Raw genomic sequence first — 14,577 nt, 5'->3', positions numbered from 1 at the left:
CCAGCCCCCTCATCCACGCTGCGGGAGCCCCCATGCCGATTCTCAACGCCATCGTTCATCGCATCGAGAAGCCCGCCGACGCCCCGGCCAGGCTGCTGCCGGCCCAGTCGCCGCTGCCTCTCTCTGACGCCCTGGACGCCCTGCAGGAAGGTCTCAACAAGGCCTACCACGGCAAGGGCAAGGCGTGGGGGCGCTTCGCTGACGAAGGCAGTGAGCAGGCCTCACCGTTCGCCAGCGAGCTCGCCGATTACATGGCCGAGCGGCTCGACTTCGCTACCCTGTCCCGCACCTTCGCCGAGCGTCTGACCGCCCTTCTCGACGCCCACCTGTCGGTTTCCGGCGACCTGGTCATGCTGGATACCCGCTTCGGCGACGCCCGTTTCCTGACCCTGGCCCTGCTCCACCACCGCGAGGGATTCGCCGTGGACGAGCACCTGGCCCTGGTGCCGGCGCACCAGCTCAATCTGGCCCAGATGAGCCTGGCAGCCCGCCTCGATCTCGCCCAGTGGCAGGCGGGCGGCTCCCGCCAGTACCTCTCCTGGGTCCGTGACCGCGGCGGCAAGGCCCTGTCCGAGGGGTTCGCCGCCCTGCTCGGTGCCGAGGAGAGCATCGACGCCTCGGGAGAGACCCGCACCCTGCTCAAGGCGTTCAGCGACTATGTGGAGCAGGAGAACCTGCCCGAGGAGGCGAGCCGCGAGAAGACCGATACCCTCATCGACTACGCCAGCGACCAGGCCAGCCGCGGCGAACCGGTCACCCTGGAGGAGCTCTCCGAGCTGCTCGACGAACAGCAGCCGAAGGCCTTCTACGATCACATTCGTAACGCCGACTATGGCCTCTCACCGGAGATCCCCCCGGATCGCAGGACTCTCAACCAATTCAAGCGCTTCACCGGGCGTGCCGGCGGCGTCTCGATCAGCTTCGACTCCCACCTCCTTGGCTCCAGCGTGGAGTATGACGAGACCCAGGACCGGCTGATCATCAAGCAGGTTCCCAAGCAGTTGAAAGAGCAGCTAAAAGGAAAAAACTGATTCATAAAGTATGAGATTACCAATCTAAGCACATGATAAATCTTTAAAAACTTATCATGTAAGCCCTGGCTCACATGGCATGTAGGTAATATTGGACACGGCAATGAATGCACTGGCGCTGCGCAAATTTCGGAGCCAAGCTAGCTCGAAATACAGCGCGTTGTGCGTCGAGTCATTGGCGGCGGGCAGCGAATAAGAAAACTGAAGGATTCGCAGGGAACGCACGCCTGAGCGTCATCGGGGGCGTGCCCGAAGGTGTCGCGAATGGCAGTCAACTTAGGAAATGCCGGCCTCCTGAACTGGCGGGCAGAATTTCACGACCCGAAGATGGAAGCGCTGTTCAGGCACTCCATCCTTTCCCATAACGCCTGCCAGCTGAGCCTGGCTCTGTGCGTGATCGCCCTGCTGTTCCTGGTGTTCGCCCTGGCCGACTACAGCCTGCTGGGCAAGAGCGAGGGCTTTCTCCTGCTGCTCAGTGCCAGGCTGGTCACCGTCACCACCTGCCTGCTGCTGGCCCTGGCGGTATGGCGGCAACCGGCGCTGGCACAGCGGGCGCTCCCCGTGAACCTCGTGGGCCTGTTCAGCATTACCGTCCTGCTGCTGACGCTGCTGGTGCGGCCCCTCCATGAGGGCCTGCACGTCGCCTCCCTGGTGGTCGCCAGCATGGCTCTCTACCTCTTCCTGCCCAACCGCCTGCCCTGGATGCTGGCCGGCAACGCCTACCTGCTGGTCGGCTTTGTGGGCACGACGCTTTTCAGCGCCAGCCTGCCACCGGTGCTGATCATGACGAGCCTGCTCCTGCTGCTCTTCACCAACCTGCTGGGCTGGCTTTCCATCACCCACCTCAAGCGGCTCAAGCGGCTGCAGTTCTCCATGCTGCTGGAGGAGCGCAGTGCCAACCGACGCCTCAAGGAGGAGATCGCCGAACGCAAGGCGCTGGAGGCACGCCTGCGCTACATGGCCTGTACCGATGGCCTGACCGGCGTTGCCAACCGCCGCCACTTCTTCGAGCTGGCCACCCAGGAGCTGCGCCGCGCCCGGCGCGATGGCACCCCGCTGGCCATCTGCATGGTGGATGTGGATCTCTTCAAGCGGCTCAATGACCATCATGGCCACGCCGTCGGGGATATGGTCCTGACCCGGGTGGCCGACTGCTGTCGCAGCGTGCTTCGGGAGTGCGACGTGGTTGGACGCTATGGCGGCGAGGAGTTCGTCATCGTGCTACCCCTGGCCGACCTCGCCACCGCCGCTATCGTCGGCGAGCGGCTCCGTCAACAAGTCAGCGCCCTCCAGCTCCCCATGCTGCCCCCGCAGACACCGCTGAGCGTGACGGTGGGCATCAGCCAGCTGGCCCCCGGTGAGTCGCGCCTCGACCCGGCCTTGCTGCGAGCCGACCGGGCTCTCTACGCCGGCAAGGCGGCAGGCCGCAACTGCGTCGTTGTCGCCGGCGCGCCCCCGCCCGGGGCGTCACACCGCTACGCCGGCGCCCTCTGGCGGCCGGAGCTCACTATCCTGCTAGATGAGGCGCCAGCCACTGCCGCAGCTGTGCAGGCTGCAGCAGTCCCGGCTGCCGAGCCACCTCCTGACCGTTTCTGAACACGATCAGGGTGGGAATGCTTCGGATGCCGAAGCGCCCGGCCAGGGGCTGCTCCGCCTCGGTGTCGAGCTTGGCGAAGCGCATGCGCGGCTCCAGCTCGCGAGCCGCCTCGGCGAAGATCGGCGCCATCATCTTGCAGGGCCCGCACCAGGCGGCCCAGAAGTCCACCACCACCGGCAGCTCGCTGCGCTCCACCAGCGCACGGAAGTTAGCCGCGGTCAGCTCGACCGGCTCACCGCTGAAGAAGGGGGACTTGCACTTGCCGCACCTGGGGCCATCCGCCAGGCGCGCCTGGCTGACGCGGTTGATGGCGTGGCAGTGCGGGCAGCCCAGGGTCAGGGTGTCGGACATGGGAATCTCCGGATAAAAGGGGGATGAAGGGAATATGGCGCTCGGCACCGGCGCCTTCAAGCGGCATCGCGTCGCGCCCCAGCCGCCCTTCATGCAGCCGGGCCAGGAGCCTGCTATGGTCGCCACACGCTCTCCGGCTCTCGACGAGGCAGTCAATGGACTCACGCCCGAACCCCAGGGTGCTGCTGCGCCTGCTCGGCCTGCTGGCCCCCTATCGCTACCGCCTGGCCCTTGCGGCCCTGGCCCTGCTGGTCGCCTCCGGCAGCGTCCTGCTGCTCGGCCAGGGGCTGCGCCTGGTGATCGACCGCGGCTTCATGGCCGCCGACGGCGACGCCCTGAGCCGCACCCTGGGGCTGATGCTTGCCGTGGTGGCGGTGCTCGCCCTGGCCTCGGCGCTGCGCTACTACCTGGTGACCTGGATCGGCGAGCGGCTGGCCGCGGACCTACGCCGCCGGGTCTTCGACCACCTGCTGACCCTGGAGCCGGGCTTCTTCGAGAGCGCGCGGGCCCCCGGCCAGGCCGCCGGCGAGATCGTCTCGCGGCTCACCGCCGATACCAGCGTGCTGCAGAGTCTCTTCGGCTCCTCGGTCTCCCTGGCCCTGCGTAACCTGCTGATGCTGGTCGGGGCCGTGTCCCTGATGCTGGTGACCCAGCCCTGGCTCTCGGCCATCGTCCTGCTCGGCATTCCCGCCACCGTGCTGCCGATTCTCTGGTTCGGGCGGCGGGTACGCCGGCTCTCTCGCACCAGCCAGGACCGGGTGGCGGAGCTCGGCCGCTATGCCGACGAGGCGCTCTCCGGCATCCGCACCGTCCAGGCCTTCACCCACGAGGCGCGCGACCGGCGCGACTATGCCATGCGGGTTGAAGAGGCCTTCGCCAGCGCCGTGACTCGCACCCGCCAGCGGGCCTGGCTGACCGGGCTTGCCATGCTGGCGGTCTTCACGGCGGTGGGCATCATGCTCTGGCAGGGCGGCCAGGCGGTGCTGGCCGGCACCATGACCGCCGGCGAGCTCTCGGCCTTCGTCTTCTATGCGGTGCTGGCGGCCGGCGCCGTGGCGACCCTCGCCGAAGTGGCCGGCGACGTGCAGCGCGCCGCGGGGGCCGCCGAGCGCCTGCTGGAGCTGCTCGATGCTCGGCCACACATCGCGCCGCCGGCGCATCCGATGCCGCTGCCCGAGCCGCTCGCCGGCGAACTGCGCTTCGAGGACGTGCGCTTCACCTACCCGGGGCGAGAGACCCCGGCGCTGGCCGGTCTGGACCTCACCATCCGACCGGGCGAGCGAGTCGCTCTGGTGGGGCCCTCCGGGGCCGGCAAGAGCACCCTGCTCGCCCTGCTGCTGCGCTTCCACGACCCCGACGCCGGCACCCTGCGCCTGGACGGCATCGACCTGCGCGACCTGGACCCCGGCGCGCTGCGCTCGGCCCTGGGCCTGGTGGCCCAGGAACCGGTGCTCTTCTCGGGCACGGTGGCCGACAATCTGCGCTACGGCGACCCCGATGCCAACCCCGAGGCCCTGCGCCGAGCGGCCCGGGACGCCAACGCCCTGGCCTTTATCGAGGCGCTGCCACAGGGTTTCGACACCCCCCTCGGCCCCGGCGGGGTGCAGCTCTCGGGCGGCCAGCGCCAGCGCCTGGCCATCGCCCGGGCGCTGCTCAAGGATCCGCGAGTGCTGCTGCTGGACGAGGCCACCAGCGCCCTGGACGCCGAGAGCGAGCGGCTGGTGCAGCAGGCCCTGGCCCGGCTGATGGTGGGGCGCACAAGCCTGGTGATCGCCCACCGGCTGGCCACGGTGGTGGCGGCAGACCGGCTACTGGTGCTGGATGAAGGCCGCCTGGTGGCCGCCGGCCGCCACGCCGAGCTGATGGCATCGAGCCCGCTCTATCGCCACCTGGCCGAGCTGCAGTTCGGAGGACGCACCCCCGCAGCCGATGTCATCTCCACATCCTGAACCGGCCTCGCCCGCTCAGAAGAGCCCCAGCTGACGGTCGATCAGGCTGGCGAAGTCGTCGCCCACGAAGGGCAGGATGGCATCGGCCACCGGCTGGAGCTGGCGGGTCAGGTAGTGGTCGGTGTCGATGGGCGAGCGGTGCGCCTCCAGGGGCTCGGGGCCGGCCAGGGTCATCACGTAGCGGATCCAGCCGCCCTGCTGGTACTGGCGGGGCCGGCCCAGGCGGTCGTTCTCGGCATCGGCGAGCCTGGCCGCCCGCACGTGGGGCGGCAGGTTGCGGCGGTAGTCGTCCAGGCGCCGGCGCAGCCGCTTGCGATAGACCAGCCGCTCGTCGAACTTCCCCGACCGAGCCCGCGCCAGAAACGCCTGCACATAGTCGCGCACATACTCCCGCCAGGGCTCGCCGGTGAAGACCCGCCGGTAGAGCTCCCGCTGGAACGCCTTGGCGAGCTCCGTCCAGTCGGTGCGCACCGTCTCGAGCCCCTTGAACACCAGACGCTCCTGGCCCTCCGCGTCCCGCACCAGCCCCGCATAGCGCTTCTTGCTGCCCGCCTCGGCGCCGCGAATGGTGGGCATCAGAAAGCGCCGGTAGTGGGTCTCGAACTGCAGCTCCAGGGCACTCGCGAGGCCATACGCCTCGGCCAGGTGCTCGCGCCACCAGGCGTTGACCTGCTCCACCAGCCGATGGCCGATCGCGGCCGCCTCCGCTTCCTCGCAGGGGCGCCCCAGCCAGACGAAGGTGGAGTCGGTGTCGCCATAGATAACGGTATACCCTTCGCCCTCGATCAGCTCCCGGGTGCGGTGCATGATGGCGTGGCCGCGCATGGTGATCGAGGAAGCCAGCCGCGCATCGAAGAAGCGGCACCCCTTGGAGCCCAGCACCCCGTAGAAGCTGTTCATGATGATCTTGAGCGCCTGGGAGAGCGGCGCATTGCCGGCACGCTTGGCGGCCTCGCGCCCGGCCCACACCCCCTCGACGATGGCCGGCAGGGCGTGGCGGGTGCGCGAGAAGCGCGCGCCGCGAAAGCCCGGCACCGAGGCGGCGTCCGAGGGGTCGGCGAGCCCCTCCACCAGCCCCGCCGGGTCGATCAGGAAGCTGCGGATGATCGAGGGGTAGAGGCTCTTGAAGTCGAGCACCAGTACCGAATCGTAGAGGCCGGGGCGGGAATCCATGACGAAGCCGCCGGGGCTCTCGGCATCCTCTCCCTCGCCCAGACTCGGCGCCACCAGGCCCAGGCGGTGCAGCCGCGGCAGGTAGAGATGGGTGAAGGCAGCCACCGAGCCGCCGCTGCGGTCGGCGGGCAGACCGGTCACCGCGGCCCGCTCGAGCAGGAAGTTCAGCAGTTCGGCCCTGGCGAAGATCCGCGTGACCAGCTCGCAGTCCTTGAGGTTGTAGCGGGCCAGCGCCGGCTTGTCCTCGGCGAACATGCGCAGGATCTCGTCCAGGCGCTGGTAGGGGTTGTCGATCGCCTTGCCCTCGCCGAGCAGTTCCCGGGCCACGTTCTCCAGGCTGAAGGAGGGAAAGTGCCAGGTGGCCGAGCGCAGCGCCTCGATGCCGTCGATGATCAGCCGCCCGGCGGCCGCGGCGAAGAAGTGGTTGGGCTGATGGCCGTGGGCGCGCCATTCGAGCTCGCTGCCACCGCGGCCGAGCCTGAGCGGCACGCCGAGCCGCTCGGCATGGTCGCGCAGCACCCGCAGGTCGAACTGCACCAGGTTCCAGCCGATGATGGCGTCGGGATCATGCTCGGCGAACCAGGCGTTGAGGCGCCTGAGCAGCTCGGCGCGACTCGCGCAGTACTCGAGCGCAAAGTCACGCTCGCCCTCCCCGCCGTTGGCCGGCCCCAGCATATAAACCTGGCGCTGCCCGCACCCCTCAAGGGCGATGGAGTAGAGCTCGCCCCGGGCGCTGGTCTCGATATCCAGCGACACCGTGCGCAGCCGCGGGCGATAGGCCGGGGCCGGGCGCAGGCGCGCCTCGGCCAGGCCGCCCTGTCCATCTACCTTGCCCGTGACCTCGACGGGGGCGGTGATAAAGCGCTCCATCAGACAGCGCTCCGGGGGGCGGATATCGGCCTCGTAGAGCGCAAGGCCGGCCTCGCCCAGGCGCCGCTCGAGCCGAAGCAGCTGGCGGTACTGTTCACAATAGAGCCCCAGCACCGGGCGGTGATGGAAGTCGCTAAGCTCGAGTTCGCGCAGGGTGACGCCCGGCTCGCCGGCCAGCACTGCCTCGGCCGCCGCTCGCTGCTCGACGGGCAGGAAGGCCACCGATGTCTGAACCGGCAGGCGCACCTTGAGCGGCCCCTGGTCGGTGGCAAGCCAAAGGGTGACCTCGGTGCCCCGGGGCGTGTCCTCCCAGTGGCGGGTCAGAATAAAGCCTTGGCGGGTGATGCCCTCACCCCGGGCGCTGCCATGGTGCGTCAACTGCCCTACTCCAGACCCGCCAGCCGGCGCAGGCCCGCGGCGGCCTCTGCCGTGGCTAGCCACGCCACCAGGCCGAGATTGAGCAGCACGCAGCCCCAGAGGATGGCGCCGAAGGGCTGCTTGCGGGTCTTGTGACGGAAGGCGCGCCGCGCCAGCAGCGCCCCAGGCCAGCCCCCCGCCAGGGCCACCAGGTGCAGGGTCGACTCGCGGATGCGGCGGCGATCGCGCCGCGCCGCCGCCTTGTCGATGCCATAGAGGAGCACGGCCGCCAGGCTCGCCGGCAGGTAGAGGCCGATCAGCCAGGTCATATGGCCGGCACCTCGATGATCAGATCCGCTGTGAACAGCGGCGGGTCGAACTCGTCGGGATAGCCGCCAGGGTTGGCGACCACGCGAGTGCCCTCGATCTCCAGATCCACCGGCTCATGCACATGGCCGTGGACCCAGAGGTCCATGCGGCCCATCAGCCGCGGCAGATGGGAGGCGAAGGCCGGCGAAAGGGCATCACCGCGGTAGCGCGGCGGAATACCCTCGGCCAGGGGGGCATGGTGGCTGATCACCACCCGGGGACCGCTGAACGGCTCCGCAAGCTCCGCCGCAAGCCAGGCCAGCGCCTCGGCGTGCAGGCGGCGGCTCTCGGCCGGGGTGAAGACCTCCCCTTCCGGCTGCTCGATGATGCGGAAATCCGGCATCAGGGCCAGCGCCCTGGCCTCGGTCAGCGCCGGGTCGTGATCGGGCTGGTCGGCATGGAGGGCGAAATCGGTCCATAAGGTCGTGCCGTGGAAACGTACACCGCCGAGGGTCAGGGTGTGATTGTCCAGTAGATGGATGCCCAGCCGGGCGGCCTCGCCGGCCAGTTCACGGCGCAGGGCCGGCATGCAGGTGCCGTAGAATTCGTGGTTGCCAGGCACATAAAGGATCGGCGTGCCCGCGAAGCGCTCTGCTGCCCAGGCGAGCCCACGGATGCCCGAGTGAATGTCACCGGCCAGGATTACCGCATCGGCGCTGACCTCCGGCAGCTCCCTCGCAGTGTCGAAGTGTTCCAGATGAAGATCCGAAAGTACCCTCAGGCGCATCGTCGGTCCCTTGCAGCGAGCCATTTCGGCCAGTGTGATACACCCGCCGGAGGAACTCTACTGCCCGGTCAGCACCTCGAGAACTCGCCGGGTGCCCTCCCGGTTGCGCCGCTGCTGGTCGCGATACTCATCGGTGTCGATCTCGGGCCAGCGCTCGCCGCGGCGCTTCACCACCGGCAGGCCCGGCTCACCGTGGTGCCAGAGCCGGTGGGGCACCTCCACCTCCCGGACCCCGCCGCCGTCCAGGTCGACATGCCAGACATGGTGGTAGTCCCTGGGGCGGCGGTGGGTCCCCGGCGCGTCGAGGCGCAGCAGCCTGGGGCTGCGGGTCGTCTCGACCAGGGTGCCGCTCCAGGCCTGGCGCGCCTCCCGGGCCGGCGCCAGCCAGAGCTGCCAGGCCGCCACCGGCAGGGCCAGGACCACCAGCAGCAGGATGCGGCGAAGCGTGCGTGGGACCTTCTCCATGTGTGCCTCCCTGGTGCCGCGCTACTCGTAGTGCACCGCCAGCCAGACGGTCGCCTCGTTCGGCTCGGTCCAGGCGACCCGGTGCCGTCGGTGGGCGAGGATCAGCAGATGGTCCCCCGGGCCGAGCGTCACCTCCTCGCCCTCCTCGAAGGCGACCACGCCGCACCCCTGGAGCACCAGCACCCACTCGTGGCGCGGCTGTTCGTACCAGCCGCTCTCCGGCGAGGCATGCCCCCGGGAGACGATGCGCTCCACCGTGACCGAGTTCCCTTTGACGAGCTCCTCGAAGCGCTCCTCGAGGAGAGTGTCGGGAATCCCCTCGAACAGGTTGGCTACCATCGTCAGCTCCTCTTCAGCCCTTGATGACACCTTAGCAGCCCCCTCAGGTCCTGCGCCCAGAGCCACGGACGCGATGCGGCGATTTGACCCGCGACAATACGGGAGATGCCGTGGCATGGTAGTTTCAGTCTATCAATCGACCGTTTAGTTATATCCCGCCACTCATCGAGGAGAACCGCCATGCACAAGGATTGGAAAAAGACGACCCAGGATCTCTCGGCCCTGATGCAGGAGGTCGGCAAGGGCAACCCCGACGTCGTCAAGGGCTTTACCCAGATGGCCAAGGGCGCCAACAAGGACGCGGCCCTCTCTCACAAGCACAAGGAGCTGATGGCCCTGGCCATCGGGATCAGCGTGCGCTGCGAAGGGTGCATCGCCTTTCACGCCAAGGCGGCAGCCGAGCTGGGGGCGACCCGCGAGGAAGTGATGGAGATGATCGGCGTGTGCATCTACATGGGCGGAGGCCCCTCCTTTACCACCGCCGCCCAGGCGCTGGAAGCCTTCGACGCCTTCGTCGCCGAGCGCGATTGACGCCGTCGGCGCCGGTGCCTGCCGGCGCCAAGCGCTTCCTTTTCGGCGACGTCCGCTGTAGTCAAACCCACACAGCGCCGACCAAAGTGCAAGGCCCCGCGGGGCGGGGCTTGCTTAACATTGTCGACAGCTTACCGTAGAATCGCGGCCAACTGGACGGGGGGTGCCGTACCCCTGACTCCCGCGCCAGAGGAGCCGTATCGGCAGGTTACGTGCCGGGTCGGGTCACTCTGGCTTCACTAGCAATGAGGGCCCCAACGTGCTTGAAGCCTATCGCCAACATGTCGAGGAGCGCGCCGCCGAAGGCGTGCCGCCGAAGCCGCTGAACGCTGAACAGGTCGCCGCACTGGTCGAGCTGCTGAAGAACCCGCCGGCAGGTGAAGAGGAGTTTGTCCTCGACCTGATCACCAACCGCGTTCCGCCGGGTGTTGACGAGGCCGCCTACGTGAAGGCCGGTTTCCTCACCGCCATCGCCAAGGGCGAGGCCGAGTCGCCGCTGATCGACCGGATCCACGCGGTGAAGCTGCTCGGCACCATGCAGGGCGGCTACAACATCGTCTCCATGGTCGAGCTGCTGGACGACGACGCGCTGGCCAAGGAAGTGGGCGAGCAGCTCAAGCACACCCTGCTGATGTTCGACGCCTTCCACGACGTGGAAGAGCGTGCCAAGGCCGGCAACGCCGTGGCAAAGGACGTCATCCAGTCCTGGGCCGACGCCGAGTGGTTCCTCTCCAAGCCCGCCCTGGAAGAGAAGATCACCCTCACCGTCTTCAAGGTGCCCGGCGAGACCAACACCGACGATCTCTCCCCCGCTCCCGATGCCTGGTCGCGCCCGGACATCCCAGTGCACGCCAATGCCATGCTCAAGAACGAGCGTGAGGGCATCAAGCCCGAGGTGCCCGGCACCACCGGTCCGCTCAAGCAGATCGAGGAAGTGAAGGCCAAGGGCTTCCCGGTCGCCTACGTGGGTGACGTGGTCGGCACCGGCTCCTCGCGCAAGTCCGCCACCAACTCCGTGCTGTGGTTCTTCGGTGACGACATCCCGAACGTGCCCAACAAGCGCGCCGGCGGCTTCTGCTTCGGCGGCAAGATCGCCCCGATCTTCTTCAACACCATGGAAGATTCCGGCGCCCTGCCCGTGGAGATGGACGTTTCAAAGCTCGAGATGGGCGACGTCATCGACGTCTACCCCTACGAGGGCAAGGTGTGCAAGCATGGCACCGACGAAGCGCTCAGCACCTTCGAGCTGAAGACCCAGGTAATCCTGGATGAAGTCCGCGCCGGCGGCCGTATCCCGCTGATCATCGGCCGCGGCCTGACCACCAAGGCGCGCGAGTCCCTGGGCCTGCCCGCCTCCGACGTCTTCCGCCTGCCCGAGCAGCCGGTCGACACCGGCAAGGGCTACACCCTGGCTCAGAAGATGGTCGGCAAGGCCTGCGGCATGGAGGGCGTGCGCCCGGGCATGTACTGCGAGCCGAAGATGACCACCGTAGGCTCCCAGGACACCACCGGGCCGATGACCCGTGACGAGCTCAAGGACCTCGCCTGCCTCGGCTTCCAGGCCGACCTGGTGATGCAGTCCTTCTGCCACACCGCCGCCTACCCGAAGCCGGTGGACGTCAACACCCACCACACCCTGCCCGACTTCATCATGAACCGCGGCGGCGTCTCCCTGCGCCCGGGCGACGGCATCATCCACAGCTGGCTGAACCGCATGCTGCTGCCCGACACCGTGGGCACCGGCGGCGACTCTCACACCCGCTTCCCGCTGGGCATCTCCTTCCCGGCAGGCTCCGGCCTGGTGGCCTTCGCCGCCGCCACCGGCGTGATGCCGCTGGACATGCCGGAGTCCGTGCTGGTGCGCTTCAAGGGCAAGCGTCAGCCCGGCGTCACCCTGCGTGACCTGGTCCACGCCATCCCCTACTACGCCATCCAGAAGGGGCTCTTGACCGTCGAGAAGTCCGGCAAGAAGAACGCCTTCTCCGGTCGCGTGCTGGAGATCGAGGGCCTCGAGGACCTCACCGTGGAGCAGGCCTTCGAGCTCTCCGACGCCTCCGCCGAGCGCTCCGCCGCGGGCTGTACCATCACGCTGTCCGAAGAGAGCGTGAGCGAGTACCTGAAGTCCAACATCACCCTGCTCAAGTGGATGATCGCCAACGGCTACGGTGACGAGCGCACCATCAGCCGCCGCATCCAGGGCATGGAGGAGTGGCTGGCCAATCCGAGCCTGATGCGCGCCGACAAGGACGCCGAGTACGCCGAGGTCATCGAGATCGATCTGGACGAGATCGATCAGCCGATCCTCTGCGCCCCGAACGATCCGGACGACGCCCGCCTGCTCTCCGACGTGGCCGGCGAGAAGATCGACGAGGTCTTCATCGGCTCGTGCATGACCAACATCGGTCACTTCCGCGCCGCGGGCAAGCTGCTCGAGAAGCAGCCGGCCGGCAGCCTGAAGACCCGTCTGTGGCTGGCCCCGCCCACCAAGATGGACCAGCACCAGCTGACCGAAGAGGGCTACTACGGCATCTACGGCCGCGCCGGCGCACGCATGGAGATGCCGGGCTGCTCGCTCTGCATGGGTAACCAGGCTCGCGTTGCCGCCAAGAGCACCGTGGTCTCCACCTCCACCCGGAACTTCCCGAACCGCCTGGGCGATGGTGCCAATGTCTACCTCGCCTCCGCGGAACTGGCGGCCGTGGCCGCCGTGGAAGGCCGCCTGCCGAGCGTCGATGAATACCGCCGCTACATGGGCGAATTCGACGCCATGGCCGGCGAGATCTATCGTTACATGAACTTCCACGAGATCGAGGAGTATCAGAAGATCGCGTCCAACGTGATTCCGGTCGCTCAGGAAGCCTGATCGCCGCTATTCTGATATCCTCAGCTTCGACTCCGATGCTCGCAACATCGAATGGCCGCCTCCGCGGCGGCCTGAGCCGATGACAGAAGCGCCCCTCCGGGGGCGCTTTTTTCGTTGCTCCGCCCGACTAGCGGTAGCGACCCTCGAGAATTGTCAATCTTTTACAATCGTCAACAAGAGGAGAGCCAGGTCGATGTGAAACAATGGCGTTACCATGACCGCGCCACGAGCCCTCAAACAAGACGTCCCGATCATGACCACCCAGACCGCCCAGCTGAGCGTTGCCACCCAGGCGCTCTTCGATCGCCTGCCAGTCGGCACCTATGCCGTCGAGGTACAGCCGGACGGAGGGCTGCGCTTCCACTACGTCAGCGATCGCTGGCTGCAGATGTGCGGCCTCGCCCGCGACGCCCTGATGGCCAACCCCGGCCTGGCACTGGACGTGATCCATCCGGATGACCGTGACGCCATGCTCCAGGCCAACCTCCTCGCCCTGGAGACCCAGCAACCCTTTCACTGGGAGGGGCGGCTCCGGGGTCAGGAGCGCGATACCTGGGTAGCGATCTCCTCCAACCCCCGCCGCCTCGAGGAGAACCGGACGCTCTGGGAAGGCGTCATGATCGACATCAGCGCCTACAAGCGGCTGGAAAGCGAGCTGCGCGCCTCCCAGGCCCGCCTGCAACGCCTGCTGGAACACCTGCCCATTGCCACCTCCGTGGTCGAGCTTGGCAGCGAGGGGCGAGTGCTGTTCAGCAACGCCGAGTTCCACCGCACCTTCGGCTACACGCCGGAGGAGGCGCCCACCGTCGACGAGTGGTTCGCCCTGGCCTACCCTGACCCGCAGCATCGCGCCAAGGTGCGAGCCCTCTGGTCTGCCGCGCAGCGGGAGGCGATGGCAGGCACCGGCCAGATCAAACCGCTGGAGTTCGGGGTCAGCTGCAAGGATGGCAGCGTGCGTGATGTGCTCATCAGCGCCACGGTCGACGAAGGCGTCATGATCGTCTCCTTCCAGGACATCACCCAGCAGAAGCTGACCCAGGCCGAGCTGCGCCTGAGCGAATACAAGTTCCGCACCCTGGTCGAGGATGCCTACGCCGTCATCTATACCCTCAACCTCGAGGGCGAGTTTCAATTTCTCTCCTCCAACCTCTTCACCCTGCTGGGCTATGCGCCGGAGGAGCTGTCCGGCCTGCATTTCGCCAGCATTGTGCATCCCGATGACATGGCGCACTGCAAGGCCTTCATGGAGCGCGTCTATGCCTCCAATACGCGACAGGGCAACCTCGAGTATCGCGTCAGGCATCGCGACGGCCAATGGCACTGGCACGTCACCAACGCCTCCCCGCTCCATGATGCCGACGGCCAGCTGATCGGCATGATCGGCAATGCCCACGACATCAGCGAACGCAAGGCCCATGAAACCCGCATATCGCGCCAGGCGACCTATGACGAGCTGACCGGCCTGCTCAACCGCGCGGCCTTCTTCGAGCGCCTCGGGCAGATGCTGGATGTGACGCCGATAGAAAGCCAGCCGTCCATCGGGCTGATGTTTATCGATCTCGACCACTTCAAGGAGATCAACGATACCCATGGCCATGCGGCGGGTGATCGGGTGTTACAGATTCTCGCGGCGCGGCTGCAGTCGGCGCTGCGCGCCTCCGACCTCTGCGGGCGCATTGGCGGCGATGAGTTCATCGGCCTGCTCGTCGGCGTAAGCGACGCCGCCACGGCGACCCGGATTGCCGTTCAGGTCCTGCGGAAGCTCGTCGAGCCGATTACCCTTGGTGACCTGTCGCTGATGCCCTCCTGCAGCATCGGCATTGCCCTGTCGTCGCGCCATGGAAGCGAGGTTGCCGAGCTGGTTCGCCGGGCCGACGAGGCCATGTATCGCGTCAAGCAGAGCGGGCGCAACGGAGTTTGCCTGGCGGATTGAGCCGGCGCACCGCGTTTGCCCA

The 14,577-nt window shown here is 67.7% G+C and carries 12 protein-coding genes; 6 read left to right on the top strand and 6 right to left on the bottom strand.

Going from position 1 to position 14,577, the window contains the following annotated elements; genetic code table 11:
• The first annotated feature begins 32 nt into the window (after positions 1-32).
• Positions 33-1,031, top strand: coding sequence for a nucleoid-associated protein YejK (gene yejK, locus ACRYRV_RS14670; RefSeq protein WP_309636458.1), 999 nt, complete (start codon positions 33-35; stop codon positions 1,029-1,031).
• 264 nt (positions 1,032-1,295) lie between these two features.
• On the top strand, positions 1,296-2,627 hold the full coding sequence (locus tag ACRYRV_RS14665) for a GGDEF domain-containing protein (protein WP_309636457.1): 1,332 nt from the start codon (positions 1,296-1,298) through the stop codon (positions 2,625-2,627).
• Here the strand turns inward: ACRYRV_RS14665 and trxC are convergent.
• Positions 2,539-2,979, bottom strand: coding sequence for a thioredoxin TrxC (gene trxC, locus ACRYRV_RS14660; protein WP_444984644.1), 441 nt, complete (start codon positions 2,977-2,979; stop codon positions 2,539-2,541). The two genes, ACRYRV_RS14665 and trxC, sit on opposite strands and share 89 nt — an antisense overlap.
• A 155-nt stretch (positions 2,980-3,134) precedes the next feature.
• Here trxC and ACRYRV_RS14655 point away from each other — a divergent pair, with 155 nt between their 5' ends.
• Positions 3,135-4,928, top strand: a complete 1,794-nt coding sequence (locus tag ACRYRV_RS14655) for an ABC transporter transmembrane domain-containing protein (protein ID WP_444984645.1) — start codon at positions 3,135-3,137, stop codon at positions 4,926-4,928.
• A 15-nt stretch (positions 4,929-4,943) separates the two neighbouring features.
• Here ACRYRV_RS14655 and ACRYRV_RS14650 read toward each other — a convergent pair whose 3' ends face one another.
• The 5 genes from ACRYRV_RS14650 to ACRYRV_RS14630 are packed head-to-tail and all read right to left on the bottom strand — an operon-like array spanning position 4,944 to position 9,228.
• Positions 4,944-7,349 carry a DNA polymerase II gene (locus ACRYRV_RS14650; RefSeq protein WP_444984646.1) on the bottom strand — a complete coding sequence of 802 codons (2,406 nt, stop codon included), beginning with the start codon at positions 7,347-7,349 and terminating at the stop codon, positions 4,944-4,946.
• Positions 7,350-7,354: 5 nt separating this feature from the next.
• The gene (locus ACRYRV_RS14645; RefSeq protein WP_444984647.1) at positions 7,355-7,657 is read right to left on the bottom strand and encodes a DUF1294 domain-containing protein; all 303 of its coding nucleotides are present in this window, start codon (positions 7,655-7,657) and stop codon (positions 7,355-7,357) included.
• Positions 7,654-8,424 carry a metallophosphoesterase gene (locus ACRYRV_RS14640; protein ID WP_444984648.1) on the bottom strand — a complete coding sequence of 257 codons (771 nt, stop codon included), beginning with the start codon at positions 8,422-8,424 and terminating at the stop codon, positions 7,654-7,656. The genes ACRYRV_RS14645 and ACRYRV_RS14640 overlap by 4 nt, the downstream gene beginning before the upstream one ends.
• Positions 8,425-8,481: 57 nt before the next feature.
• Positions 8,482-8,889 (bottom strand): hypothetical protein, encoded by a 408-nt coding sequence (locus tag ACRYRV_RS14635; RefSeq protein ID WP_444984649.1) that lies wholly within the window; start codon positions 8,887-8,889, stop codon positions 8,482-8,484.
• 21 nt (positions 8,890-8,910) lie between these two features.
• Positions 8,911-9,228: a cupin domain-containing protein gene (locus ACRYRV_RS14630; protein WP_444984650.1), complete on the bottom strand. Its 318-nt coding sequence runs from the start codon at positions 9,226-9,228 to the stop codon at positions 8,911-8,913.
• 180 nt (positions 9,229-9,408) lie between these two features.
• Here ACRYRV_RS14630 and ACRYRV_RS14625 point away from each other — a divergent pair, with 180 nt between their 5' ends.
• The 3 genes from ACRYRV_RS14625 (at position 9,409) to ACRYRV_RS14615 (ending at position 14,555) form a co-directional block, all read left to right on the top strand.
• Positions 9,409-9,759 (top strand): carboxymuconolactone decarboxylase family protein, encoded by a 351-nt coding sequence (locus ACRYRV_RS14625; RefSeq protein ID WP_253443438.1) that lies wholly within the window; start codon positions 9,409-9,411, stop codon positions 9,757-9,759.
• A gap of 259 nt (positions 9,760-10,018) precedes the next feature.
• Positions 10,019-12,622: a bifunctional aconitate hydratase 2/2-methylisocitrate dehydratase gene (gene acnB / locus ACRYRV_RS14620; protein ID WP_444984652.1), complete on the top strand. Its 2,604-nt coding sequence runs from the start codon at positions 10,019-10,021 to the stop codon at positions 12,620-12,622.
• Positions 12,623-12,875: 253 nt separating this feature from the next.
• Positions 12,876-14,555: a diguanylate cyclase domain-containing protein gene (locus ACRYRV_RS14615; RefSeq protein WP_444984653.1), complete on the top strand. Its 1,680-nt coding sequence runs from the start codon at positions 12,876-12,878 to the stop codon at positions 14,553-14,555.
• Positions 14,556-14,577: the final 22 nt, after the last annotated feature.

The sequence above is a fragment of the Halomonas mongoliensis genome (assembly GCF_052496345.1).
The sequence above is the reverse complement of the archived record's forward strand: the minus strand, read 5'-3'. Positions and strand labels throughout refer to the sequence as shown.

Excerpts from the sequence above, each read along its gene's own strand:
- yejK (WP_309636458.1), top strand. The coding sequence starts at position 33 with ATGCCGATTCTCAACGCCATCGTTCATCGCATCGAGAAGCCCGCCGAC.
- ACRYRV_RS14665 (WP_309636457.1), top strand. The coding sequence starts at position 1,296 with ATGGCAGTCAACTTAGGAAATGCCGGCCTCCTGAACTGGCGGGCAGAA.
- trxC (WP_444984644.1), bottom strand. The coding sequence starts at position 2,979 with ATGTCCGACACCCTGACCCTGGGCTGCCCGCACTGCCACGCCATCAAC.
- ACRYRV_RS14655 (WP_444984645.1), top strand. The coding sequence starts at position 3,135 with ATGGACTCACGCCCGAACCCCAGGGTGCTGCTGCGCCTGCTCGGCCTG.
- ACRYRV_RS14645 (WP_444984647.1), bottom strand. The coding sequence starts at position 7,657 with ATGACCTGGCTGATCGGCCTCTACCTGCCGGCGAGCCTGGCGGCCGTG.
- ACRYRV_RS14640 (WP_444984648.1), bottom strand. The coding sequence starts at position 8,424 with ATGCGCCTGAGGGTACTTTCGGATCTTCATCTGGAACACTTCGACACT.
- ACRYRV_RS14635 (WP_444984649.1), bottom strand. The coding sequence starts at position 8,889 with ATGGAGAAGGTCCCACGCACGCTTCGCCGCATCCTGCTGCTGGTGGTC.
- ACRYRV_RS14630 (WP_444984650.1), bottom strand. The coding sequence starts at position 9,228 with ATGGTAGCCAACCTGTTCGAGGGGATTCCCGACACTCTCCTCGAGGAG.
- ACRYRV_RS14625 (WP_253443438.1), top strand. The coding sequence starts at position 9,409 with ATGCACAAGGATTGGAAAAAGACGACCCAGGATCTCTCGGCCCTGATG.
- ACRYRV_RS14615 (WP_444984653.1), top strand. The coding sequence starts at position 12,876 with ATGACCACCCAGACCGCCCAGCTGAGCGTTGCCACCCAGGCGCTCTTC.